Source organism: Kitasatospora sp. NPDC002040 (assembly GCF_040296785.1).
In the GTDB taxonomy this organism is placed as follows: domain Bacteria; phylum Actinomycetota; class Actinomycetes; order Streptomycetales; family Streptomycetaceae; genus Kitasatospora.
Genome location: NZ_JBEOXV010000005.1, coordinates 364,279 through 388,355, shown reverse-complemented (window position 1 = coordinate 388,355; position 24,077 = coordinate 364,279). Strand labels below are relative to the sequence as shown.

Here is a 24,077-nt window from a genome sequence, read left to right as displayed (position 1 = left end):
GACCCAGAGTTGACCCGGCCGAGCCCATGAAGAACGAGGACCACCCCGCCATGACCACGCACCAGCCCGACCGGGACCAGGGCCGGATCCAGCGCCCGCCCGCCGAGGTCCGGTACGCCGAGGAGCTCGCCGCGCTCCGGGCGGACGACCGCGACCCCCGCCCGCCGGGCTGGCAGCTCAGCCTGCGGGCCGCCCGCCGGTTCGTCATCGGTGACGAACCGGCCGGGATCGGCCGCAAGTTCGTCGGTGACACCGCACTGGTCGAACGGGCCCTGGTCACCCTGGCCACCAACCGCGGCCTGATGCTGGTCGGTGAGCCCGGCACCGCCAAGTCCCTGCTCTCCGAGCTGATCGCGGCGGCGGTCAGCGGCTCGTCCACCCTCACCGTGCAGGGCGGGGCGGCGACCACCGAGGACCAGATCAAGTACTCCTGGAACTACGCGCTGCTGGTCTCCGAGGGGCCGTCCACCCGCTCGCTGGTGCCCGCGCCGATGCTGACCGGCATGGCGGAGGGGCGGCTGGTCCGGTTCGAGGAGATCACCCGCTGCCCGCTGGAGGTGCAGGACTCGCTGCTCTCGCTGCTCTCCGAACGGGCCCTGGCAGTACCGGAGTTGACCGGTGCCGACGGCATGGTCTTCGCCCGCCAGGGCTTCAACGTGATCGCCACCGCGAACACCCGGGACCGGGGGGTGAACGAGATGAGTGCGGCGCTCAAGCGCCGGTTCAACTTCGAGACCGTCTTCCCGATCGCCGACCTGGACACCGAACTCGCCCTGGTGGAAGCCGAGTCGGCGGCCCTGCTGCACCGTTCGGGGGTCGGGGCGCCGCCGGACCGGGACGTCCTGGAGGTGCTGGTCACCACCTTCCGCGAGCTGCGCTCCGGCACCACCGGGGCGGGCGCCTCGACCGACCGGCTGTCCGCCGTGATGAGCACCGCGGAGGCCGTCTCGGTCGCGCACGCGATGGGCGTACGCGCCTGGTTCCTGCGCGGCGAGGCGGGCGACGCCTCCGACCTGGTCTCCTGCCTGGCGGGCACCGCCGCCAAGGACAGCCCCGAGGACCTGGCCCGGCTCCGCCGCTACCTGGAGCAGCGGGTGGCCAAGCGCCGCGGCCCGCACTGGCAGGCCCTGCACGCCGCCCGCCACCTGCTGGCCGGCTGACCATGGCGGCGGTGTTCCTGGGGGTGCGTCACCACTCGCCCGCCTGCGCGCGGTTGGTCGCGCACACGATCGAGGCGCTGCGCCCGGCGTACGTCCTGGTGGAGGGCCCGGCGGACCTGAACGACCGGCTGGACGAGCTGCTGCTCGGCCACCGGCTGCCGATCGCCGTGTTCAGCCACCACCGGGACCAGCAGCGGGCCGCCACCTCCTGGACGCCGCTGTGCGAGTACTCCCCCGAGTGGGTCGCCCTGACGGCGGGTCGGGAGGCCGGCGCCGGGCTGCGCTTCATCGACCTGCCCGCCTGGCACCCGGCCTTCGAGGAGTGCACCAACCGGTACGCCGACGCCGAGGCGCGGTACGCCGAGGCGACCGCACGGCTCACCGAGCGGTTCGCCGTGGACTCGGTGGACGCGCTCTGGGACGAGCTGTTCGAGTCGGACCCGGTCGCGCCGGAGGCGCTGGCCGAACGGCTGGACACCTACTTCGACCTGGTCCGGGGCGACAGCGAGGCCACCCCGGGCGACCGGGCCAGGGAGGAGTACATGGCCGGCTGGGTCCGGGCCGCGCTGGCCGCGGCGGACGGGCGGCCCGTCCTGGTGGTGACCGGCGGCTTCCACCGGCCCGCGCTCCGCGCCCTCACCGCAACGGCACCCGAGACGGCGCCCGCGACCGATGACGGCTGGCCCGCCGTCCCCGCGCCGCCCGAGGGCTCGGTCGGCGGCAGCTTCCTGGTGCCGTACTCCTTCCGGCAGTTGGACGCGTTCGCGGGCTACCAGTCCGGGATGCCCTCCCCCGGGTACTACCAGCAGGTCTGGGAGCACGGCCGCCGGGCCGCCGCCGACGGGCTGTTCCGCTCGGTGGCCGAGCGCCTGCGGGCCCGTCGGCACCCGGTCTCCACCGCCGACCTGATCGCGGCCCGCGGGCTGACCGACGGGCTGGCCGCCCTGCGCGGGCACGCCGCACCGTCCCGGCTCGACGTCCTGGACGGCCTGGCCGGCACCCTGGTGAACGAGGACCTCGACCAGCCGCTGCCGTGGGCCCGCCGGGGCCCGCTCACCCCGGGCACCCACCCGGTGGTGGTGGAGCTGGTCCGGGCCTCCAGCGGCGACCGGGTCGGCGCGCTGCACCCCGACACCCCGCTGCCGCCGCTGGTGCACGACGTGACCGCCCGGCTGTCCGCTCTGGGCCTGGACGGCGGCCGGGCGGTGACGCTGCACCTCACCGCGCCCGCCGACCTGGAGCGCTCCCAGGTCCTGCACCGGCTCCGGGTCCTGGGCATCCCCGGCCTGACCCGGACCGAGGGCCCCGCGCACGGCGCCGACCCGGTGCTGACCGAGCGGTGGGAGCCCGGACCGGCTCCGGGCCGGGAGGCGGCGCTGATCGAGGCGGGCGGATACGGCGCGGGCCTGGCCGAGGCCGCGAACGCCGCGCTCGGGCTGCGGCTCCAGGACGACGGGGACGGGGCCGCCGGCCTGCTCTTCGACGCCGTCCTGTGCGGCGCCACCCGGCTCACCGGGCAGGTGGTCGCGGTGCTCGCCGCCGGAATCCGCTCGGAACGCGAACTCGGGCCGCTCGGCGAGGCGTTGGGTTCCGCGCTGGGCCTGTGGCGGCACGACCGGGTGTACGGCGTCGCCCGCAGCCCGCTGCTCGCCGAGGTGATCGACGGCGCGGTGGGCCGGGTGCTCTGGCTGCTGGAGGGGCTGCACGGCCCCGCCGGGCCGCAGCCCGACCGCCTGCACGCCCTGGCCGGGGTCCGCGACGCGCTGCTGCACGCCGAGGAGTTGCTCACCGTCACCCGCCGGACGGCGGCCCGGATCTGCCGCCGGATCAGCGCGGACGAGCAGGCGCCGGACGATCTGCGCGGTGCCGCGTTCGGCCTGTGCTGCGCGCTCGGCGAGGCCGCCGACCGGGGCGCCGCGGTGCGCGCGGCGGGTGCTCCCGAACGCCTGGGCGACTGGCTGTCCGGCCTGTTCGTGCTGGCCCGTGGGGAGTTGACCGCTCCGGGCACCGACGCCCTGCTGCCCGTCCTGGACGAGCTGGTCGGTGCCATGACCGACCGCGACTTCCTCACCGCGCTCCCGTCGCTGCGCCAGGCCTTCGCCTGGTTCCCGCCACGCGAGCGCGAACGGATCGCCCGCGGCCTGATCGAGCAGCGCGGCCTGCGCGGCTCCGCCCGCTCCCTGCTCCGCACCACCGCCGACCCGCTGCTGATCGCACGGGCCCAGATCCTGGAGGACACCGTGCGGCAACGGCTCGACCGGCACGGCCTGGAGGTCGCCCCGTGACCGCCCCCGGCACTGACCCCGGCCTGGAGCGCTGGCGGCTGATCCTCGGCGCACCGGCCGAGCGCCACACCGGCCCGCTGGACGCCGAGGCCGGTGCCCGCGACGCCGCGCTGGAGTGGCTGTACGGACGGGACGAGGAGCAGCTGCGGCGCGGCGTGCGCCGGGGCCCCCGCGAAGGCGGTGACGGACCGTCGGCGGTCACCGCCGTGGACTGGCTGGACGACGTCCACCGCCTCTTCCCCAAGGAGACCGTCGAGCGGCTGGAGCGGGACGCGGTCGAGCGCTACGGCATCCACGAGATCGTCACCGATCCGACCGTACTGGAGCGGATCGAGCCCAGCCCGACCCTGCTGCGCGCCGTGCTGCGCACCCGGCACCTGATGAACCCGGAGGTGCTCGGACTGGCCCGGCGGATCGTCGAGGCCGTGGTGCGGCAGCTGATGGAGCGGCTCGCGCCCGAGGTCCGCAGGTCCTTCACCGGCAGCAGGTCCGCCCGCCCGAGCCGGGTGCCGCTGGCCCGCGACTTCGACTTCCGGGCCACCGTCCGGGCGAACCTGAAGCACTACCAGCCCGCCGAGCGCCGCCTGCTGATCGAGCAGCCGCGGTTCCACTCCCGGACCAGCCGGTACCTGGAGCAGTGGGAACTGGTGCTGCTGGTCGACCAGTCGGGCTCGATGGTCGACTCGGTCATCCACTCGGCGGTCACCGCCGCCTGCCTGTGGGGCCTGCCCGGCCTGCGGACCCACCTGGTCGCCTTCGACACCGCCGTGGTGGACCTGACCTCCGACGTCACCGACCCGGTCGAGCTGCTGATGCGGGTCCAGCTCGGCGGCGGCACCGACATCGCCCGGGCGGTCGACTACGGCGCGGGCCTGATCACCCGGCCGCGCCGCGCGATCGTCGCGCTGATCAGCGACTTCTACGAGGGCGGCGACCCGCACCGGCTGGTGCGGAGCGTGCGCGCGCTGGTCGAGCAGGGCACCACCGTGCTCGGCCTGGCCGCCCTGGACGAGCAGGCGGACCCGGTCTACGACCGGGAGCTGGCGCAGCGGTTGGCGGACGTCGGGGCCCAGGTGGGTGCCATGACGCCGGGTCGGCTGGCCGCCTTCGTGGCCGAGCGGATCGGCCGATGAGCACCGACCCGACGGTCCGCGCCGACCTGCTCGCGCTCGACCCCGACACCCTCGCCGCCCTCACCAACCGGGGCCTGGTCAAACGCGCCGCCCGGGAGCTCGACGCGGGCACCGGACCGACCGTCGCGGTCGAGGCCGACGGGACCCTGCGCGGCCGCTTCCCCGACGGCACCGCGACGGTGCTGCCGCCCGGCAGCGGCCTGGCCGGCGGCAGTTGCGACTGCGGGGCGTCCGGTGCCTGCCGCCACCTGCTCGGCCTGGTGCTGGCCCACCAACGCGAAGCCCACCAACGCGGCGCCGACCAACGCGGAGCCCACCAGCCCGAAGCCGACCAACGCGGAGCCGACCTGCCCGGCGCAGACCTGCTGGACCCGGCGGTCGGGTGGTCCCCCGGCAGCTGCGACGACGCGGCGCTGACCCTCGCCGTCGGGCCGCGCGCGGTGGCCACCGCCCGCCGCACCTACGACCGCGGCTACTCCGCCCGGCTGTACCGGGCCACCCCCGCCGATCCGGTCCCCCGGGCCGAACTCCCCACCTGCACCGTCCGGTTCCCCGTCCCGGGCGAGCTCGGCTACGCCCTCACCGAGGCCGCGCCGGACCGCCGGGGCGAGGCGGTGGCGCTGGCCGTCTGGGCGTTCCGCGCGGCGGACGGACGCGAACCGGACGCCCCGTACGTCGAGTTGGACGTCGGCGGCACCCGGCCGGCCGCTACGGCGGCGCTCGGCCCGGCCCTCGAACTCGCGGACGAGCTGCTGCGGGAGGGGGTGGCCCACGCCGGCCCGGTGTTCGTCGGTGCGCTGCGGCGCTGCGCGGAGGAGCTGGCGGCGGACGGCCTGCACTGGCCGGCCGGCGCGGTCGCCGAGCTGGCCGGGCAGGTGGACGAGCACGCCGGGCGGGGTGCCCGCTACCGGCCCGAACGTCCCGCCCTGCTCCTGGCCGAGCTGCACGCCAGGCACCGCGCCGCCCGCAGCGACGCCACCGCCGCCGCCCGGGTGCTCGGCACCCGCGAGGCGGGCGAGACGCCGCTGCGCCGGGTCCGGCTGATCGCGCTCGGCTGCCGGGTCGGCGGGACGGAGCGGGAGCGGGTGGCCGAGGTGTTCCTCGCGCCCGCCGACAGCGGCGCGGTGCTGGTCCTGCGGCGGCACTGGGAGCTGACCGGGGATCAGCAGCCCGGCGGGACCGGGCCGGCCGGCCGCCGCCTGCTCGGCAGCACCCTCGGCGCACTGGCGCGCGCCAACCTGGTCAGCGAGAACGCCACCCGCACGGCGAGCCGGACGGTCACCATGGCCCGGGGCCGGGTCGGCGCCACCGGCGTGACCCCGGTCGGCGACTCCTGGACGGAGCTCGCCGAGCCGCTGCTGGTCCGGGACTTCGCGGCCCACGCGGCCCGGCTGGACCGGCTGCCGCCCCGGCTGATCAGGCCCCGGGTGGAGGCCGAGGACGTGCACCTGGTCGAGGTCGCGGAGGTCGAGGAGATCGGCTACGACCCGGCGGAACAGGTGCTCCGGGCCACCGTCCTGGACATCCACGGCGTCCGGGCCGCCGTCGTGGCGGCCCACAACCCGTACGCCCCCGGCTCGCTGGACGCGCTGGCGCAGGCGCTGCACGGCGAGGTCCGCCGGATCAGTGCGACGGTGCGGCGCTCCGGCGGCGGGCTGCTGCTCGATCCGATCGCGGTGCTCACCACCGACGGTGTCACCGTGCCCGACCTGGCGCCCGGCGCGGGCGGCACCGTGCTCGGGACGGCGCCCGACCGGCCGGCCGACTCGATCACCACCGCGCTGGAGGAGGGCCTGGCCGCCCTGGCCGAGCTGGCCCACCACGGGCTCCGGCACCTGGACCGGCACCTGCTCGACCGCACGGCCGAGGCCGCCACCCGGCTGGACCGGGTCGGGCTGCGGGACGGTGCCGCCCGGCTGCGGGCCTTCCTGACCGCCCCTCAGGAGCGCGGCCCGGCCGCCTGGACGGATGCCCAGCTCTTCCTCGCCGTCGCCGCCGAGCTGCACGCCGAGGCAAGCGCCCGCTGACCGCCGTCCGCCGGTGTGCCCCCGCTCACCGGGGGTTCACCGGCCCGGGTAGGGATCTGCCCGACAGGTCCGGCTCCACGGAGGGACGACAGATGGACGGCATCGGACGGCGGGACGTGCTGCGGGCGGGCGCGGTGGCGGGGGCAACCCTCGGCGCAGCGGCGGCGACGGCAGGGGCGGCCCGGGCGGAGCCGGCCCCCGAGCGGACGGTGGTGCTGACCGGCCGGCTGGAGACCGGGGCGGCGGACTTCGTCCTGCTGCCGCTCGACGTGCCGCCCGGCGTCCGCGAACTGGCGGTCCGTTACACCTACGACCGCCCGCCGGTGCCGGCCGGGACGCCGGGCAACTCCTGCGACATCGGCATCTTCGACGAGCGCGGCACCGAGCTCGGCGGGCCCGGCTTCCGCGGCTGGTCGGGCGGCTTCCGGACCGAGTTCGCGATCAGCCGGGAGCAGGCCACGCCCGGCTACCTGCCGGGGCCGGTCCGGCCGGGGCGCTGGCACCTGGTGCTCGGTCCGTACCAGGTGGCGCCGCAGGGGCTGGCGTACCGGGTCGAGGTGACGCTGCGGTTCGGCGACCCGGGCCCGGCGTTCGTACCGGCCTACCCGGCGGAGCGGGCGCGCGGGCGCGGCCGGGCCTGGTACCGGGGCGACTGCCACCTGCACACCGTTCACTCGGACGGCCGCCGGACGCCCGAGGAGGTGGCGGTGGGCGCCCGGGCGGCGGGCCTGGACTTCATCGTCTCGACCGAGCACAACACCCCCTCCGCGCACGCCGTCTGGGGCCCGCTGGCCGGCCCCGACCTGCTGGTGATCCCGGGCGAGGAGGTGACCACCCGCAACGGCCACTGGCTGGCGCTCGGCGTGCAGCCGGGGCAGTGGGTGGACTGGCGCTACCGGGCCAGGGACGACGGGGCGCACCAGCGGTTCACCCGTCAGGTCCGGTCCCGGGGCGGGCTGGTGGTGCCCGCGCACCCGTACTGCCCGTACGTCGGCTGCCAGTGGAAGTTCGGCTACCAGGACGCCGACGCGGTGGAGGTCTGGAACGGGCCCTGGACGTACGACGACGAGTCCGCCCTGGACACCTGGGACGCCGGGCTGGCCGAGGCGGTCCGGTACGGCCGGCGCTGGCTGCCCGCGATCGGCAACAGCGACGCCCACAGCAGCCCGCAGCCGATCGGGGCCCCGCACACCGTGGTGCTGGCCGAGGACCTGACCCGGGATCACGTCCTGGCGGGCCTGCGGGCGGGCCGCAGCTGGATCGCCGGCTCCCCGCAGGTCCAACTCGACCTCACCGCCACCGGCCACGGCCGCCGGGCCGGCATCGGCGAGCGGCTCGCCGTCCCCGCCGACGCCCCGGTCGACATCCGGCTCACCGTCTCCGGCGTCCCGGACGGTACCCTCCGCCTGATCACCGACGAGGGCCAGCTCCGCCAGGAGCCCCTCCCCGCCGACGGCGCGGGCACCCTGGTCTGGCGCACCACCGCCTCCCTCGCCGCCTACGTCCGCGCCGAGGTCCGCCACCCGAGGGCCGACCGCGCCCCGGGCCGGGGCAACTCGATGGGCCCCGACCTCCCCTGGGGCCCGATGGCCGCCCTCACCAACCCGGTCTTCCTGGGCTGAGGCCCGGGCCCACGGAACGGGCCCGCCGAACCGGCTTACGGAATGCCCAGCTCGAACAGGACGTAGCCCGCGTACCAGCCGCTGGCCACCGCCGCGACGCCGAAGACGGTGGCCAGGGCCGGGACGGAGAGGCGCTTGAACGCGACCGCGATCGGGAGGAAGAGCGGGAAGCAGGGCAGCAGGTAGCGGGAGGTGTTGCCGAAGATCTGGGCGCTGCCGAGCACCAGGACGACCGTGATCAGGGTGAAGACCAGCAGGAAGACCGGGACCCGGAGCCGGACCAGCAGGAAGACCAGGATCGGCAGCAGGACCACCAGCACCAGCGCGATCATGTCCTCGGTCGGGTAGGTGAAGGGGTAGCTCCCCTTCCCGAGCAGGATCGCGGTGAGCACGTTCGAGGTGTGCTCGCCGTAGTCGAAGAAGTGCAGCCAGCCGCCCTTCTGGAGCTTGAAGTAGGCGCCCCAGTCGCCCATCCGCCAGTTCGCCCAGACCAGGTAGCCGAGGATGCCGAGCGGGGCGATCACCACGGCGGAGACCGGGCCGAGCCAGCCGTCCCGGCGGCGGACCAGGGCGATCAGCGCGGCCACGCCGAGGGCGGCGACCAGGGCGGCGGCGGTGGGGCGGTTGAGCCCGGCCATGAAGACGGTGACGCCGGCCGCCAGCCAGCGGTGCTCCAGCACGAAGTAGCAGGCCCAGACGGCCAGCGCGACGAAGAGCGAGTCGGAGTAGACCGCCCACTCGACGCCGGAGCCGGGGAAGACGGCCCAGACCGCGGCGGCGATCACGCCGGCCCGGCGGCCGAACAGCTTGGTGGTCAGGGCGTAGATCCCGGCGGCGGCGACGAACGAGGCGACCACCGAGACGAGCATCCCGGCGCCGTACGAACCGAGGCCGGTCACGCTGGAGACCAGCTTCATCATCCCGGGGTAGAGCGGGAAGAAGGCGACCGAGTTCTGCGCGTACTCGAACGGGGGCGGGCCGATCACCACCAGCTGGGGGTCGTAGCCGTTCTCGGCCACCTGCCGGTACCACCAGCCGTCCCAGCCGGCCAGCACGTCCCACGGGCGCGCGCCGCCGCCGAACCGGGGCGTCTTGGTCAGGTACTCTCCGGACCAGGTGAGCAGCCACATGAAGACGGTGAACCCGGTGAGCTTCAGCAGGCCGAACACGGCCAGGGCCGGCCCGTACTCCTGGGCGGTCCGGCGGTACCACTCGCGGAACGGCTCCCCGGGGCGCTCCCGCGCCTCCTCCGGTGCCTCGGGCCCGTCCGTCACGGGATCGGGGCGCTCGTCCAGCTCGGCCGGCTCGGTGCCGGGGATCGCGGTCACGGGTCCTGTCTCCTGACTGGCTGTGAGGCCGGGCTCATCGCGGCGATGGCGTCCTTGTCAAACTTTCGCAGAGCGTACGCCATCGACCAGAGGTCCAGACCAGCCCAGCGCGACGTGTGTAAAATCCGACCACCTTACGACCAACCCCAGGGGGTACCCGATGAGTCCAGCGGTCGGCTCGGCCGTCACCCTCTCGGTGGTGGTGCCGATGTACAACGAGGAGGACGCCCTCCCCGCGCTGGCCGCCCGGCTCCGGCCCGCCCTGGACGCGATCGGCGTGCCGTACGAGGTGGTCGCGGTCGACGACGGCAGCGCGGACAAGACCGCCGCGCTGCTGACCGACCTGCGGGCGGACTGGCCGCAGCTGCGCACGGTCGGGCTGCGCCGCAACTACGGCCACCAGGCCGCCCTCACCGCCGGGCTGCACCGCGCGACCGGGGCGTACGTGGCGAGCATCGACGCGGACCTGCAGGACCCGCCCGAGAAGATCGCCGAGATGCTGGAGCTGGCCCGCCGGGAGCGGCTGGACGTGGTCTACGGCATCCGCGAGGACCGCAGCACCGACACCGGCTTCAAGCGCCGCACGGCCGGCGCCTACTACTGGCTGATGCGCAAGCTGACCGGCCCTCAGCTGCCCGCCCAGGCCGGGGACTTCCGACTGCTCAGCCGGGTCGCGGTGGAGGCCGTGAAGGCGCTGCCGGACCAGCAGCAGGTGTACCGGCTGCTGGTGCCCTGGCTCGGCTTCCCGAGCGGGCAGGTGCGCTACGCCCGGGAGGAGCGGGTGGCCGGGCGGACCAAGTACCCGGTGACCAAGATGGTCCGGCTGGCGCTGGACAGCATCACCGGCTTCTCGGCCGCGCCGCTGCGGATCGCCACCTGGCTCGGACTGATCAGCTTCGTGGTCTGCCTGGGCCTGCTGGCGTTCTCGGTCACCGCCTACCTGTTCGGCCGCACCGTACCGGGCTGGACCTCGCTCTTCGTCGGGATGCTGTTCATCGGCGCCGTCCAGCTGATCTGCGCCGGGCTGCTCGGCGAGTACATCGGCCGGATCTACACCGCCGTGCAGCACCGGCCGACCTACTACATCGGCACCGACTCGGCCCAGCCCACCGACTCGGCCCAGCCCACCGAGTCCGCGCAGGCCAGGGTGACCGAGCAGCGGATCGCCCGGGGCTGAGCTACAGCGCCGTCCGCCGCTCGAACACCTCCACCCGGGCGGTGTCCAGCGCGGTCGCCACCGCGCCGAGCAGCACCGCCTCGTGGCCGAGCCGGCTCGGCACCAGCTGCGGCCGCAGCGGGGTCAGGCCGTGCAGCGCCCGCTCCACCGGGCCGAGCAGCAGGTCGGCGCTGCACCCGATGCCGCCACCGAGCACCACCAGGTCGGGGTCCTGCACCGCCGCGACCAGGGCGACGGCGTACGCGAGCCGTTCGGCCTCGCCCTGCACCGCCTCGACGGCGGCGGGGTCGCCCTCCCGGGCGGCCTGGAAGACCTGTTCCGCCGTCAGCTCCCCGGCCAGGCCGAGCTCCCGGGCCGAGCGCACCACGGCCTCGGCGCAGACCGTCTCCTCCAGCGTGGCCCGCTGCCCCGGCATCGGCAGCGAGCCGATCTCGCCCGCCGCGCCGTGCGCCCCGGCCACCAGTTCGCCGTCCTTGACCACGCCGACCCCGAGGCCGGTGCCGACCAGCAGGTAGACGAAGACCCGGCCGCCCGCCCCGGCGCCGAAGGCGTACTCGCCGAGGGCGGCCAGGTTGGCGTCGTTGCCGACCGTCACGGCGGTGCCCAGCCCTGCGGCGATCCGGTCGAACAGCCCGGGCCGCCCCCAGCCCGGCAGGTTCCCGGCGTACCGGACGCTGCGCCGCTCCTCGTCCCAGACCCCGGGGGTGCCGACGACCGCGTGCACGATCCGCTCCGCCGTCAGCCCGGCCTCGGCGGTGGCCTCCTGGGCCGCCGTCACCACCGCGTCGGCCACCTCGTCGGCCGAGCGGCCCAGGTTGGGCACGTCCCGGCGGGCGACCAGGGCACCCGCCAGGTCGGCGACCGCGACCCGGAGCCGGCCCCGGCCGATGTCCACGCCGAGCACGTGCCCGGCCGTCGGGTCCGGTTCGTACAGCAGGGCGGTCCGGCCGCGCTCCGGGGCGAACACCCCGGCCTCCCGCACCAGTCCGCCCTGTTCCAGGGTGGCCAGGGCGGCCGAGACGGTGGGCTTGGACAGGCCGGTGTCCCGGGCCAGTTGGGCCCGGGAGGACGGTCCGTCGGTGCGCAGGCGCTCCAGCAGCAGCCACTCGTTGTTGCTGCGCAGCCGCTGCCGGTTCCACGGCTGGGCGGCGCTCGGCCCACCCGGCCCACCCGGTCCGGCGGGCAACTGGCGGCTCATGGCTTCCTCCGGTCCTGATCATCCGATGCAGGACCAGAAGCTACCTCACCTCCGCCGAGGCCTCCGACGCGTCAGAGCGTGGTGAACCACCCGCCGAGCAGTCGGGCGTCGGCGCTGTCGGGGTCGAGCGGCGGGAACCGGTCGGCGTAGACCTCGGCATCGTCCTGCGGTTCGTAGCCGAGCTTCCGCGCGGCGGAGAGGTCCCACCAGGCCCGGGTGTTGGCGCTGATGCCGTTGACGACCGTGTGCCCGACGTCGGGCGCGGTGAGCGCGGCGTGCACCAGCCGGGCGCAGTCGCCGGGGCTGAGCCAGGTCGCCAGGGCGCGGGCCGAGCGGGGCTCGGGGAAGCAGGAGCCGATCCGGATCGAGACCGTCTGCACGCCGTGCTTGTCGGCGTAGAGCGAGGCCAGGCCCTCGCCGAAGACCTTGGAGAGGCCGTAGTAGGTGTCGGGGCGGGCGGGGATGTCGGTGCCGATCAGCCCGGGCGCGTCGAGCGGGGTGTAGCCGACCGCGTGGTTGCTGCTCGCGTAGACCACCCGTCCGACCCCCTCCGCCCGGACGGCTTCGTAGAGTGCGTGGCTGCCCCGGATGTTGGCGTCGAGGATGTTGGCGAAGGTGTCCTCCACCGAGATCCCGCCCAGGTGCAGCACCGCGTCCACCCCGCGGACGGCCGCCTGGACGGCCCCGGTGTCCTGGAGGTCGAACACCAGTGAGTCGGCGTCAGGGATCGGCCGCAGATCGGCCAGGCGCAGGGTGTGGCCGTACGCGGGCAGCAGCTCGCGCAGCATGGTGCCGACACCGCCGGCCGCTCCGGTCATCAGGATGTGCACGGTCGTCAACTCCTCTGGGGTTCGGGCCGGTCGCGGAACTCCCGGGCCAGCGCGGCGAGCAGCGGCTGCTGCCGGGCCGGCACCAGGCCGAGGTGGTACAGGCTCAGCCGTTCGGCGCCCGCCGCCCGCAGCCGCCGGACGTGGCCGGGCAGGGCGGCCGGGTCGGCCGGGGGCAGCGCGGTCACGTAGGCGTCCACCGGCAGGCCGAACCGGGCCGCGCGGCGGACCAGTTCGGCGCTGTCGGGGGTGGTCGGCCAGCAGGGCACCAGCAGCGCGTCCACCTCGGCGGGCGCGGCGGGGGTCAGGCCGGGCGAGGGGCCGGTGGCCCAGGGGTCGGGGTGGGCATGCAGGGTGACCGGCACACCGGGCAGCAACTCCCGTACCGCTGCCACCACTTCGCGGCGCAGCCGGTCGGTGGCGGCCTGCCGGGCCGCGAGCAGGACGGCGCCGAGCGGCTCGGGCAGCGGCTCCTCCCGCTCCACCGCCGCCCGCAGCCGCGCCGTCACCTCGGCCGCGGCCAGGCCCGGCCAACCCTCCCGGCAGCCGGTGCAGCAGCACACCGACAGCGCCCGCAGGGCGGCGGCCGAGTACGCGCCGTCGGTCTTCTCGTGGCAGCCCAGGTGGCTCGCGCCCAGCTGCCCGGCCGACTCCAGCGAGACTCCCCGCAGCGCCCCGGCGGGCAGCCCGCGCAGCGCCTCGACGGCGAGGGTGCCGCAGTGCTCCCGCACCTCGGGGCGGCTGGGGCAGAGGGCGTACGGGTAGCGCTCGCCGTAGCAGTTGACCACGGTCGACTCCGGCGCCAGCAGGCCGAGCCGGCTGTTGTGCGCGAGCACCACCCAGGCGTTGACGGGGACGCCGGCGGCCGTCAGCGCCTCGATCGCGGCGCCCGCCGGGTCGTCCTCGGCCATCCAGTCCGGCCCGAGCGGTGCCAGCCTGCGCCCGGCCCAGGCCGTCGGCCGGACCGGGCGGTAGAGCGCGGCGTACCGGGCGTCGACCAGCCGCCGGGACGGGTGCTGGGGGGTGGCGGCGCGGGTCGAGTGGTAGCTGACCGCGAGCGTCACGGCGTCCAGCCCGGTGCTGTGCACCCGGTCGGCGAAGGCCGGGTCGCCGAGCACGTCCCACGGGTACGCGTGCGCGGAGACGGTCACCAACGGGGCCTCCGCTTCTCGAAGGCGGGGTCGATGCTGCGCAGGTACGCGGTGTCGTCGCGCTCCCGGATGCCGCAGTTCAGGTAGTTCTCGTGCAGCCGGGCCAGTGCGTCGCGGTCCAGCTCGATGCCCAGGCCGGGGGCGTCCGGCACCCGGACGGCGCCGTCGACGATCCGCAGCGGCTCGGTCAGCACGTCCTCACCGTACTGCCAGGGGGTGTGGGTGTCGGCGGCGTAGGTGAGTTCGGGCAGCGCGGCGCCCAGGTGGGTCATCGCGGCCAGGCTGATGCCGAGGTGGCTGTTGGAGTGCATCGAGACCCCGACGCCCCAACTGCGGCAGGTGGCGGCGAGTTCGGCCGAGCGGCGCAGCCCGCCCCAGTAGTGGTGGTCGGCCAGCACCACGCCCACCGCGCGCTGCCCGAAGCCCTCGGGCAGGTCGTCCGGGCTGACCACGCACATGTTGGTGGCCAGCGGCATGGAGGCGCCGCGGGCCACCTCGGCCATGCCGGGGATGCCGGGGGTGGGGTCCTCCAGGTACTCCAGCAGGCCGTCGGTCCCGGCCGCCACCCGGAGCGAGGTCTCCACCGTCCAGGCCGCGTTGGGGTCGATCCGGAGCGGGTGGCCGGGGAAGGCGGCGCGCAGGGCGTGGATCGCCTCGATCTCCTGGTCGGGCGGGAACACCCCGCCCTTGAGCTTGATCGAGCCGAAGCCGTACTGCTCGACCATCAGCTTCGCCTGGGCGACGATGCCCGCCGGGTCCAGGGCCGCGCCGTAGGCGTCCTCGGCCGCACCGGGGTGGCCCGCCCACTTGTAGAACAGGTAGGCGGAGAACGGGACTTCGTCCCGGACCCGGCCACCGAGCAGGTCCACCACCGGGCGGCCGACCAGCTGCCCCTGCAGGTCGAGGCAGGCCACCTCGAACGGGCTGAGCACCCGCAGCGCGGTCTTCTGCGGGGTGGAGCCGCCGGTCAGGCCGTGCCGGTCGGGGGTGTCCGCGTCGCCGAGCACCGCCCTGATCCGGCGCAGCAGTCCGTTGGTGTCGAACGGGTCGAGCCCGGTCAGGGTTGGGGCGACCGCCCGCAGCAGCTCCAGGTGCGGGGCGTCGCCGTAGGTCTCCCCCAGGCCCACCAGGCCGTCGCCGCAGTGCAGTTCGACGATCGCCCGGAGCGCCCAGGGCTGGTGCACCCCGGCCGAGTTGAGCAGCGGCGGGTCGGCGAAGGCGATCGGGGTGACCACCACCTGCTGGATCCGCATCACTCCACCACCGTGGCGAGCGCGGCCCGGCCCCGGGCCAGGATCGCGGCCAGCTCCCGGACGTGCTCGGGCGAGGCGTCCACCAGCGGCGGCCGGACCCGGCCCAGGTCGAGGCCGGCCAGCCGGGCGCCGGCCTTGACCAGGGCGACGGCGTACCCGGGCACGCGGTCGCGCAGGGCGACCAGCGGGAGGTAGAACTCGGCCAGCAGCAGCTGGATCGCCTCCCGGTCGTCGCGCTCGACCGCCCGGTGGAACGCGGTGGCCAGGTCGGGGGCGAAGCAGAGCACGGCCGAGGAGTAGCACTCCACGCCGATCGCCCGGTAGGCCTGGACCGAGAGTTCGGCGGTCGGCAGGCCGTTCAGGAAGCCGAACTCGGCGGCGCGCGGGTGGCCGCTGGTGCGGACGGCGGTGACCAGCCGGAGCATCGCGTCCACGTCGCCCCGGCCGTCCTTGATGCCGGTGACGGTGGGCAGGTCGAGCAGGGCCAGCGCGGCGGCCTCGTCGAGCACGGCGTTGGCGCGCTGGTAGACCACCAGCGGGAGTTCGGTAGCGGCAGCCACGTAGCGGACGTGCTCGACCAGCCCGCCCGGGGTGGAGGTGACCAGGTACGGCGGGAGCAGCAGCAGCCCGTCGGCGCCGCACTCGGCGGCGGCCAGGGCGAACTCGCGGGCCATCCGGGGGCCGCCGCCGCAGCCGGACACCACCGGCAGCCGGCCGTCGGCGACCCGGACGGCGGTGGCCACCAGGTCGCGGTACTCGTCCAGGGCCAGGGCGGTGAACTCCCCGGTGCCGCAGGCGACGAAGAGGGCGGCGGGAGCGGCGGCGATCTGCTGCTCCAGATGGTCGGCGAAGACCGCCAGATCCACCTTGTCGTCCGCGGTGAACGGGGTGAGCGGAAAGGAAAGAAGCCCGTGCAGGCGCATGAAATCCCCTAGGAGAGAAGATGGGTGAGGGTTGGTCAGCCCTTGACCGCGCCGGAGGTGAGCCCGCGCATGAACTGCCGCTGCATGGCCAGGAAGGCCAGCACGCTCGGCAGCAGGGCGAGCAGGGCGGAGGCCAGCAGCACGCCGACGCCGACCTGTTCGTCGGCGCGCAGGGTGCGCAGCGCCAGCGGGAGGGTGAACTGTTTGGCGTCGGTGGCGACCAGCAGCGGGAGCATGTACTGGTCCCAGATCATGGTGAAGCCGAAGATCCCGATCACGCCGAGCGCGGGCCGGCACAGCGGGAGCACCACCGACCAGAAGATCCGCAGGTCCCCGGCGCCGTCCAGCCGGGCGGCCTCCTCCAGTTCGAGCGGGATCTCCTTCATGAACTCGGCGGTGACCAGGATCGAGAAGGCCCAGGCCCCGACCGGCACGATCATGCCCCAGAGGCTGCCGGTCAGCGACAGGTCGGAGAGCACCAGCGAGAGCGGGATCGCCAGCACCTCCTCCGGCAGCATCATGGTGGAGAGGATGAGCAGGAAGACCAGCCGCAGCCCGGGGAAGCGCTTGCGGGCCAGCGCGTACGCGGCCGAGATGCTCACCCCGATCTGGAGCAGCAGCCCGCCGCCCACCACCAGGAAGGAGTTGAGCAGGTAGCGCAGCACGTCCCGGTCGAAGGCCGCCTCGAAGTTGGCCAGGGTGAAGTGGGTCGGCAGCAGGGTGAGCCTGGTCGGGTCGCTGACCGGGCTGAACGCGCTGACCAGCAGGGCCAGCAGCGGGCCGGCGAAGACCAGCACCAGCAGGCCGTACAGGACCAGCCGGCCGATCAGGGCGATCGGGCCGCTGCGGGCGTCCAGGCCGAGGGCGGTGTCGAGTTGGCGGTGCTTCACGCCGCCGGACTGACGGTTCTTCATGGCGCGGCCTTTCCGGACGTGGCGGCCTTTCCGGCCCGGGCCCGGCCGAGCCGGACCAGCAGGGTGAGCAGCACCGAGACCCCGAGCAGCACCATCGATCCGGCCGCCGCGATGCCCAACTCGCCGCGTTCCAGGCCGAGTCGGTAGATCAGGGTCATCAGCACCTCGGTGGAGCCGTTCGGCCCGCCGTTGGTGAGCAGGAAGATCTCGGTGAAGACCCGCAGGCTGCGGATCGCGGCCAGCGTGAACAGGATCACGAAGGCCGGCCGGAGCGAGGGCAGCGTGACGTGCCAGACCCGCCGCCACACCCCCGCCCCGTCGGCCGCGGCCGCCTCGTAGAGGGTGCGGTCGACCCCGGCCAGGGCGGCCAGGAAGATCATCATGTCGTACGGCGCACCCCGCCAGACGCCCACCGACATCACCGACCAGAGCGCGCTGTCGGGGCTGTTGAGGAACTGGGAGGGCCCGACCCCGACCCAGCCCAGCAGCCCGTTCACGATGCCGTCGGGGGCGGGGTAGTAGAGGATCCGCCAGACCTCGGCGACCACCGCCATCGCGGTCACCGTGGGCAGGAAGACGGCCGTCCGGACGAACCAGAGCCGGCGCGAACTGCCCTCCAGCACCAGGGCCAGGGCCAGACCGAGCAGGACCGACCCGCCGGTCTGGCCGACCGCCAGCAGCAGGGTGTGCCAGATCGCGTTCAGGAACGCCTCGTCGGTGACCACCTGCCGGTAGTTGTCCGCGCCGACCCACCGGTCGCCCAGGTAGGGCCTGACCTCGTGGAAGCTCATCCCGATCGCCCGCCACATCGGCAGGAACTTGAAGAGCGCGAACAGCACCAGCGCCGGGGCCAGGAACAGCCAGGGGGTGAGCCGGCCCCGGCGGTCGATCCGCATCAGGATCCGGCTCCCTGCTTCTTCAACTCGGCGGCGAAGGTGGTGGCCAGCTTGCCCAGCACCGCCTTGGGGTCGGAGCCGCAGTCGGCCACCATCGCGTTCAGCGCCTCGGCCGAGGCCTGCCGGAACGGCGTCCACTCCTTGACCACCGGCACGTACCGGCCGCCCTCCCGGTACGCCCGGTCGAAGACCAGCCAGCGCTCGTCCTTGCGCACCGACGCCAGGTCGACGCCCTTGTTGACGGGCAGTCGGACCACGTTGCCGTCGGTGTCGCCCGCCATGCCCAGGGTCTGGCCCTCGATGCCGATCAGGAACTCGGCGTACCTCTTCTGCCCGCCGGGGTTCTTCGAACCGGCCATCAGGTAGGCGTTCTCGCCCTCGGCCAGCGAGACGCTCTTCCCGCCGGGGCCGGCCGGCAGCGCGATCACCTCGTACTTGTCCTTGCCGAGGCTCTTGTCGAACCGGGCCATGTTGTACGGGCCGGTGAAGTAGATGCCGCCCTTGCCGGTCTCGAACAGCGGGTGGGCCTGGGTGGTCTCGGCGGTGGCCGCGCCGGGCACCACGCTCTTCGCGGTGCAGAACTGGTCCTTCAGCCGCTGGGCCGCCGCCACCGAGGCGGCGTCGGCGATCGCGGGCGCCTTCCCGTCCTGGGCGAAGTAGTCGCCGCCCGCCGACCACAGGAAGCTGGAGAAGTACCAGTCCAGGTAGCCGCGCTTGGTGGAGCCGGGGACGACGTAGCCGTAGCTGTCTGCCTTGCCGTTGCCGTCCGGGTCGCGGGTGGTGAACGCCGTTGCCAGCGCGTCGAGTTCGTCCCAGTTGGTGGGCTGGGCCAGGCCGAGCTTCTCCCGCCAGTCCTTGCGGACGAAGAGCGCGAAGCTCTGGGCCGAGAACGGGACGCCGTAGTACTTGCCGTCGGCGCCCTTGGCCGCGTCCCAGGACGCGGGTATCAGCTGGTCGCCGCCCTTGGTGCCGGCTCGGTCGACCTGGGTCACCAGGCCCTGCTTGACCAGGGTGCCGAGCTGGGCGGTGTCGTTGACGATCAGGTCCGGCAGCTTCTTCTGCGCCGCGGCCTGCTGCAGCTTGGTCTCGAAGTCGTCGAACAGCGCGGTGACATGGGCCGGGATGCCGGTCTGCTCGGTGAACTTCGCGGCCAGCGCCTGGTGGGTCTTCTCGGTGTTGGAGCCGGGGGGCTTGCGCACCCAGATCTCCAGCGGTGACTTGTCGTCGGTGGCGCTCTGCTTGCCGCCGCCCGAACCGCAGGCGGTCAGGGTGGTGAGGGCGAGAGCGGCGGTCAACGCGACCGCAAGGGTGGATGCGGATCTGCGGGGCATCGAAGTCCTGTCTACGTATCTGGACAGAATCTGAGAGTGTGGCAGCACTGCAAGGGAAAGTTAGCGTCCGTTACTATGACGGTCAACACTCCCGCAGCACTTATCTGGATGGTGGACATGCCCTCTGCCCAGCCGGACGCCTCGACGGTCAAGTCGGCCGAGCGCACCGTGCGCATCCTGGAGGCGCTCGCCTCCTCGCCCGACCGACTGACCGTCAGCGAGTTGCAGGAACGCCTCGGTTACCCCCGGAGCAGCCTGCACGCCCTGGTCCGCACGCTGCGCGAGCTCAAGTGGGTGGAGGCCGACGACAGCGGCTCCGCCTTCGGCGTCGGGCCGCACGCGCTGCTCTCCGGCACCGCCTACCTCGACCGCGACCCGGCGCTGCCGTACGCCAACGAGGCCCTGGAGGACCTCAGGGCCGAGACCGGCTACACCGTGCACTTCGCCCGCCGGGACGACGCGTACGTGCTCTACCTGGCCAGCCGGGAGGCCCGCGACACCGTCCGGGTGGTCTCCCGGGTCGGCCGCCGACTGCCGGCCCATCTCACCGCCCTGGGGCAGGCGTTGCTCGCCGAGCTGACCACCGCCGAGGTGGACGCGATACTGCCGGCCGAGCTCCCCGCGCTCACCCCGCACACCGTCACCGACCGCGCCGAACTGCACGCCGAACTGGCCCGCACCCGGGACCGGGGCTGGGCGCTGGAACGCGAACAGGGCACGGCGGGCGTCTGCTGCGTCTCCGCCCCCGTGCACTACCGCATCCCGGCCACCGACGCGATCAGCTGCTCCATGCCGGCCGCCGCGGCCACCGACGCGGAGGTGGAACGGGTCGCGAGGGCGGTGGTGTCCCACACCACCGCCCTCGCCGCCACGCTGCGCCGGCACGGCATCAGATAGCCGCGCCACCGGGGGAGCCGGCCCGGAGCCGGCTCCCCCGGTCCGCTACGGCGTGACCGGCACGTTGGTCAGTCCGCTCACCGCCCCGGTCACCTTGTTCGAGGCGTACACCACGTTCGGCCTGGCCGTGCAGCTCGACGGCGAGGTGATCCTGATCGCGTACGCGCCCACCCCGCCCAGGTCCGAGGTGTTGTTGCGCCAGACGTTGCCGCAGCCGTTCGGGAACGACGGCGTGGTGCCCGGGTTGTGCGTCTCGTACCCGTTGGCGAAGGTGCCCGGCGCCGCGAAGGTGCCGGTGTTGCCCTCGATCAGGTAGTCGATGCCCTTGACGTCGATCCAGGAGTCGGCGGAGTTCTGGCCGCTGATGCCGCGTCCGTCGAAGGTGTTGCCCCGGATGATCCCGGCGAACGTGCCCTCCTTGACGTCGATCGGCTCGGCCGCGATGTACGGGCCGATCCGGTTGTTCTCCACCAGCACCCGGTCGGAGCGGTCCACCCCGCCGCTGTTGCCGTGGCAGCCCCAGTTCGAGTTCGCCGAACCGAGGTACACGCCCTCGCCGTAGCCGGGCTGGACCAGGCCGGTGTACTCGATCACCGAGTTGCGGATCACCCCGTCGGCGGAGGAGCGGCGGAAGTGCACCCCCTCCTCCTCGACGTGGTGCACGTAGATCCCGTCCACCGTGACGTGGTGCGAACCGTCCAGCACCACGCCCTTCTTGGAGTCCTTCACGGTGAAGCCGGTCAGGTTCCAGTACGGCGCGCCGGAGAGCCACAGGCCGTAGCCCGGGTCCCAGCCGGGGGTCGGCGTCGGGCAGTCCGGCGCGTCACCGGAGGGGCCGTCGTTGACCAGCACGGCGGTGCGCGGGCCGGTCAGGGTGATCCGCTGCGCCTCCGTGCCCGGACGGGTGGTGCCGAAGACACCGTGGTACTCGCCCGGGGCCAGCCGGATGGTCTGGCCCGGTGCGGCCGCCGCCAGGGCGGCGGTGAGCTGGGCGGCGGTGGAGACGTCCACCACCGGGCCGGGCGGGGTGGTCACGGTGGGGGTGGGCGTGGGGGTCGGGCTGGGGCTGGAACTCGGGCTCGGGCTCGGGCTGGGGCTCGGGCTGGAGCTCACGGTCGGGCTGGGGCTCGGCGTGCTCGAACCCCCGCCGCAGGGTGCGCCGTTGAGGGTGCAGTTCAGCGGCAGCCCGAGGCCGGCCGCGTTGAACCCGAAGCTCGTGCTCGCTCCGGGCGCGACGGCCCCGTTGTAGGAGACGTTGACGAACTTGTAGTGCTGACCACTCTGCGTCCTGGTGGACGACCAGCTGCTGGACACCGTCGTCCCGGCCGGCAGGTCGAACTCCACCGTCCAACCCGCCGACGCCGCATCGCCGTTGTTGGCGACCACGACATCCGCGCCGTAGCCGGAGCTCCACACCGACCCCTGCACCACCTTGGCGGTCAGCTTCGGCGCCGCCGCATGGGCGGGCAGCGCCAGCAGGCTCGCTGCTGCCAGCGCGGCGGCCGTGAAGCCGCCCAGTACCGTTCTGCGCATCGTTGCGGCTCCCATCAGCGGGCGGTGAGGTCGGACGGCAGGCCGAGGCCGGCCGCGTTGAAGCCGAAGCCCGTCTCCTGGCCGGGCGCGATGGCCCCGTTGTAGGAGACGTTGACGAACTTGTAGTGCTGACCGCTCTGCGTCCTGGTGGACGACCAGCTGCTGGACACCGTGGTCCCGGCCGGCAGGTCGAACTCGACGGTCCAACTCGTGCTCTTGGTGGCGCAGTTGTTCTTGACGAACACGTCCATGCCGTAACCGCTGCTCCAGCCGGAGCCCTTGACGGTCCGTGCGGTCAGGCACCCGGTGCCGGTCGGCGACGGGCTCGGGCTGCTGCTGGGGCTGCTGCTCGGCGAGGGCGAAGAGGTGCCCCCGCCCACCGACTTGAGGAACAGCGACGCCCCCGGGTCGGTCCGGGTGGCGTCCACCCCGTGCCCGCCGGTGTAGTCCAGCTGCTCCCGGCCCGCCCAGTCCGGGATCGGCGTCCCGGCCGCGTCCAGGTGCTGCCAGGCCGCGCCGCTCCAGCCGAACCGGTAGATCCGCTGGTGGTCCGCGTAGTACGGGGTGTACGCCGCCCCGGCGGTCGCCTGCTTGGTCATGGTGTTGTTGAAGAAGACGTTGTTCGGCCCGCTGGAGCCGGACCACTTCACCGCCTTCTTGCCCGCTCCCCACCAGATCGGGAACCAGGTGGAGGCATCGGGTCCGCCCCCGCCCTCCTCGCCGCAGTTGGAGCGGCAGTTGGCCGAGCGGTGCTCGTACGGCACGGTCACCGTGTTGAGCTCGATCAGGTTGTTGCGCTCCCACCCCCCGTGCAGGTTGATGTCGGAGTCGAAGTCGTTGCCGATCACCACGTTGCCGGAGGCGGACCACTGGAAGGTGAAGTGCCGCAGGTTGCGCGAGGTGTTGCCCGCGTAGAGCGAGTCCCAGACCCGCGATCCCCTGAAGTACCCGTTGCCGCCCTTGCCCTTGTTCCAGGAGCCGTCCAGCTGGTTGTCGACGATCTGGAGGTGGTACGCCTCCTCGGTGACGATCGGGTGCGACCCGGTCATCTCGGTCCGGATGCCCCGGACCCAGGAGTTGGCGGCCCACTTGAAGACGATGCCGTGCATCTCGTCGGCGGGCGACATGTTGCCGTAGTTGTGCACGGCGTCGGCCTGGTTGAGCCCGGGCATGTCCTGGGTGAGGGCGAAGTTCTCGAAGCCGACCCCGAGTACCGGGTCCACGATCGGGGCGGCCTTGGAGTCGTAGACGGCACCGTCGATCGGCGCCGAGCCGTCCGAGGTCGAGGTGACCGGGACGTCGTACTCCAGCGGCTTGTCCAGCGTGATGGTGCGGTTGGCGGTGTCGACGGCGGTGACGGTGAAGATCTGCTGCCGCATGTGGATGTTCTGCAGCGTGCCGTCGGCCGGCTGGATGTCCTGCTGGGCGTAGAACTTCAGCGAGTTGGCGGCCCGGATGTTCACCAGCCCGCCGACCTGGAGCGCGGTCAGCGCGCCGCTGCTCGCCAGTGGCACCACGGTGTCCCCGGCCTTCGCCGCGAAGCCCGCGCCGCCGGTCTTCTCGCGCAGCTTGAGCCCGGCCTTCCAGTGCACGTTGACCGTGCCCTCGAACAGGTCCTTGCGGTTGGCCGGAGCCGCCGCGTACTCACTGGCGTAGGCGCTGTTCACGCCGCGCGACTGGACCCGGAACAGCCCGCGCCCGGGCCAGATCCAGCCGCCCTTGGCCGAGCCCGAGGTCATCCCGTCCTCGTCCCAGTCCGAGCCGTCCTCGGTCAGCGCGTCGTAGCGGGTGTTGGCGTCGGGCCGGAACACGATCCGGCTGCCGCCGGCGCCGCTGCCCGCGCCACGGATGGTCAGGTAGTCGGCATCGACCCCGAGTTGACGGGAGACCTGGAGCACACCGGCCGGCAGCGTGATCAGCGACAGCTTGTTGTAGTTCGCGCCGGGCGAGCAGGAGGTCCGGATCTGGTCGATCGCGGACTGCAGCCCGGCCGAGTCGTCGGCCCCGTCGTCCGGGCGGACCCCGAACTGTGCGGCCAGTTCGGCGGGGGTGATCTGACAGGCGGCGTCCGGGTTGGTGTCACCGGCCCCGGGCAGGTCCGCACCGCCCCGGTAGCCGGCCTTGGACCAGTCGTACAACCCGGCCACCGGCGTCCTGCGGTTGGCCTTGGAGAGATCGAGACCGCCGCTCGCCTGGGCCTGAACTCCCTTGGGTGCCACGCCGTTCGCTTCGACGGCGAGTCCGCCGGCAGCCAGCAGCACCGTCGTCGCGCAGGCGAGCGCGACGAGACTTCGTGTGGACAACGTACCTCCAGAGCAGTGGGGGGAAGAGGCAGCCGCCCATCATGGTGCTGACCGTTGTCCAGCAGGTCAATAGTTATCCTAAATTACGTATCCCTTCCACATATGTGGACACGATGATC

Annotated in this window: 18 protein-coding genes; 7 read left to right on the top strand and 11 right to left on the bottom strand. The window is 73.9% G+C overall.

Features of this window, described 5'->3' with window-relative positions; translation table 11 throughout:
• Positions 1-50 precede the first annotated feature (50 nt).
• The 5 genes from ABT118_RS16995 to ABT118_RS16975 all read left to right on the top strand — a co-directional run bounded on the left by ABT118_RS16995 (position 51) and on the right by ABT118_RS16975 (position 8,227).
• Positions 51-1,160, top strand: a complete 1,110-nt coding sequence (locus ABT118_RS16995; protein WP_350669195.1) for an ATP-binding protein — start codon at positions 51-53, stop codon at positions 1,158-1,160.
• A 2-nt stretch (positions 1,161-1,162) separates the two neighbouring features.
• The gene (locus ABT118_RS16990; RefSeq protein ID WP_350669193.1) at positions 1,163-3,445 is read left to right on the top strand and encodes a DUF5682 family protein; all 2,283 of its coding nucleotides are present in this window, start codon (positions 1,163-1,165) and stop codon (positions 3,443-3,445) included.
• Complete coding sequence (locus ABT118_RS16985; RefSeq protein WP_350669191.1) at positions 3,442-4,578, top strand: VWA domain-containing protein; 1,137 nt, start codon at positions 3,442-3,444, stop codon at positions 4,576-4,578. The genes ABT118_RS16990 and ABT118_RS16985 overlap by 4 nt, the downstream gene beginning before the upstream one ends.
• Positions 4,575-6,605: a YehQ family protein gene (locus ABT118_RS16980; RefSeq protein ID WP_350669185.1), complete on the top strand. Its 2,031-nt coding sequence runs from the start codon at positions 4,575-4,577 to the stop codon at positions 6,603-6,605. The genes ABT118_RS16985 and ABT118_RS16980 overlap by 4 nt, the downstream gene beginning before the upstream one ends.
• A gap of 92 nt (positions 6,606-6,697) precedes the next feature.
• Entirely contained in the window at positions 6,698-8,227 is a 1,530-nt protein-coding gene (locus ABT118_RS16975) for a CehA/McbA family metallohydrolase (RefSeq protein WP_350669180.1), read from the top strand.
• Positions 8,228-8,262: 35 nt separating this feature from the next.
• On the opposite strand, the gene ABT118_RS16970 is transcribed toward ABT118_RS16975, so the two are convergent.
• Complete coding sequence (locus ABT118_RS16970) at positions 8,263-9,555, bottom strand: glycosyltransferase family 39 protein (RefSeq protein WP_350669177.1); 1,293 nt, start codon at positions 9,553-9,555, stop codon at positions 8,263-8,265.
• 160 nt (positions 9,556-9,715) lie between these two features.
• On the opposite strand from ABT118_RS16970, the gene ABT118_RS16965 reads away from it, so the two are divergent.
• Positions 9,716-10,732 carry a glycosyltransferase family 2 protein gene (locus ABT118_RS16965; RefSeq protein ID WP_350669174.1) on the top strand — a complete coding sequence of 339 codons (1,017 nt, stop codon included), beginning with the start codon at positions 9,716-9,718 and terminating at the stop codon, positions 10,730-10,732.
• A gap of 1 nt (position 10,733) precedes the next feature.
• Here ABT118_RS16965 and ABT118_RS16960 read toward each other — a convergent pair whose 3' ends face one another.
• The 8 genes from ABT118_RS16960 to ABT118_RS16925 form a co-directional block, all read right to left on the bottom strand.
• Positions 10,734-11,930 (bottom strand): ROK family transcriptional regulator, encoded by a 1,197-nt coding sequence (locus ABT118_RS16960; RefSeq protein ID WP_350669171.1) that lies wholly within the window; start codon positions 11,928-11,930, stop codon positions 10,734-10,736.
• A gap of 71 nt (positions 11,931-12,001) precedes the next feature.
• Positions 12,002-12,748: an NAD-dependent epimerase/dehydratase family protein gene (locus tag ABT118_RS16955; protein ID WP_350669226.1), complete on the bottom strand. Its 747-nt coding sequence runs from the start codon at positions 12,746-12,748 to the stop codon at positions 12,002-12,004.
• A gap of 17 nt (positions 12,749-12,765) precedes the next feature.
• Positions 12,766-13,908, bottom strand: coding sequence for a hypothetical protein (locus tag ABT118_RS16950; protein ID WP_350669168.1), 1,143 nt, complete (start codon positions 13,906-13,908; stop codon positions 12,766-12,768).
• On the bottom strand, positions 13,905-15,161 hold the full coding sequence (locus ABT118_RS16945; RefSeq protein ID WP_350669165.1) for a glucarate dehydratase family protein: 1,257 nt from the start codon (positions 15,159-15,161) through the stop codon (positions 13,905-13,907). Before ABT118_RS16945 ends, ABT118_RS16950 begins: the two co-directional genes overlap by 4 nt.
• The gene (locus tag ABT118_RS16940; protein WP_350669162.1) at positions 15,161-16,084 is read right to left on the bottom strand and encodes a 5-dehydro-4-deoxyglucarate dehydratase; all 924 of its coding nucleotides are present in this window, start codon (positions 16,082-16,084) and stop codon (positions 15,161-15,163) included. The genes ABT118_RS16945 and ABT118_RS16940 overlap by 1 nt, the downstream gene beginning before the upstream one ends.
• Before the next feature lie 35 nt (positions 16,085-16,119).
• Positions 16,120-16,998, bottom strand: a complete 879-nt coding sequence (locus ABT118_RS16935; RefSeq protein WP_350669158.1) for a carbohydrate ABC transporter permease — start codon at positions 16,996-16,998, stop codon at positions 16,120-16,122.
• Positions 16,995-17,894, bottom strand: coding sequence for a carbohydrate ABC transporter permease (locus tag ABT118_RS16930; RefSeq protein WP_350669154.1), 900 nt, complete (start codon positions 17,892-17,894; stop codon positions 16,995-16,997). The genes ABT118_RS16935 and ABT118_RS16930 overlap by 4 nt, the downstream gene beginning before the upstream one ends.
• The gene (locus ABT118_RS16925) at positions 17,894-19,225 is read right to left on the bottom strand and encodes a sugar ABC transporter substrate-binding protein (protein ID WP_350669150.1); all 1,332 of its coding nucleotides are present in this window, start codon (positions 19,223-19,225) and stop codon (positions 17,894-17,896) included. Before ABT118_RS16925 ends, ABT118_RS16930 begins: the two co-directional genes overlap by 1 nt.
• A gap of 117 nt (positions 19,226-19,342) precedes the next feature.
• Between ABT118_RS16925 and ABT118_RS16920 the strand changes: the two genes are divergently transcribed.
• Positions 19,343-20,122, top strand: a complete 780-nt coding sequence (locus ABT118_RS16920; RefSeq protein ID WP_350669144.1) for an IclR family transcriptional regulator — start codon at positions 19,343-19,345, stop codon at positions 20,120-20,122.
• 45 nt (positions 20,123-20,167) lie between these two features.
• Here ABT118_RS16920 and ABT118_RS16915 read toward each other — a convergent pair whose 3' ends face one another.
• Positions 20,168-21,655: a cellulose binding domain-containing protein gene (locus ABT118_RS16915; protein WP_350669140.1), complete on the bottom strand. Its 1,488-nt coding sequence runs from the start codon at positions 21,653-21,655 to the stop codon at positions 20,168-20,170.
• A 14-nt stretch (positions 21,656-21,669) separates the two neighbouring features.
• A complete protein-coding gene (locus ABT118_RS16910; protein WP_350669136.1) occupies positions 21,670-23,958 on the bottom strand; it encodes a cellulose binding domain-containing protein in 2,289 nt (762 codons plus the stop codon).
• Positions 23,959-24,077 lie beyond the last annotated feature (119 nt).

Coding starts and splice junctions, on each gene's coding strand:
- ABT118_RS16945 (WP_350669165.1), bottom strand. CDS start 15,161: ATGCGGATCCAGCAGGTGGTGGTCACCCCGATCGCCTTCGCCGACCCG.
- ABT118_RS16990 (WP_350669193.1), top strand. CDS start 1,163: ATGGCGGCGGTGTTCCTGGGGGTGCGTCACCACTCGCCCGCCTGCGCG.
- ABT118_RS16940 (WP_350669162.1), bottom strand. CDS start 16,084: ATGCGCCTGCACGGGCTTCTTTCCTTTCCGCTCACCCCGTTCACCGCG.
- ABT118_RS16965 (WP_350669174.1), top strand. CDS start 9,716: ATGAGTCCAGCGGTCGGCTCGGCCGTCACCCTCTCGGTGGTGGTGCCG.
- ABT118_RS16975 (WP_350669180.1), top strand. CDS start 6,698: ATGGACGGCATCGGACGGCGGGACGTGCTGCGGGCGGGCGCGGTGGCG.
- ABT118_RS16920 (WP_350669144.1), top strand. CDS start 19,343: ATGCCCTCTGCCCAGCCGGACGCCTCGACGGTCAAGTCGGCCGAGCGC.
- ABT118_RS16995 (WP_350669195.1), top strand. CDS start 51: ATGACCACGCACCAGCCCGACCGGGACCAGGGCCGGATCCAGCGCCCG.
- ABT118_RS16925 (WP_350669150.1), bottom strand. CDS start 19,225: ATGCCCCGCAGATCCGCATCCACCCTTGCGGTCGCGTTGACCGCCGCT.
- ABT118_RS16930 (WP_350669154.1), bottom strand. CDS start 17,894: ATGCGGATCGACCGCCGGGGCCGGCTCACCCCCTGGCTGTTCCTGGCC.
- ABT118_RS16960 (WP_350669171.1), bottom strand. CDS start 11,930: ATGAGCCGCCAGTTGCCCGCCGGACCGGGTGGGCCGGGTGGGCCGAGC.
- ABT118_RS16980 (WP_350669185.1), top strand. CDS start 4,575: ATGAGCACCGACCCGACGGTCCGCGCCGACCTGCTCGCGCTCGACCCC.
- ABT118_RS16915 (WP_350669140.1), bottom strand. CDS start 21,655: ATGCGCAGAACGGTACTGGGCGGCTTCACGGCCGCCGCGCTGGCAGCA.
- ABT118_RS16955 (WP_350669226.1), bottom strand. CDS start 12,748: ATGACCGGAGCGGCCGGCGGTGTCGGCACCATGCTGCGCGAGCTGCTG.
- ABT118_RS16935 (WP_350669158.1), bottom strand. CDS start 16,998: ATGAAGAACCGTCAGTCCGGCGGCGTGAAGCACCGCCAACTCGACACC.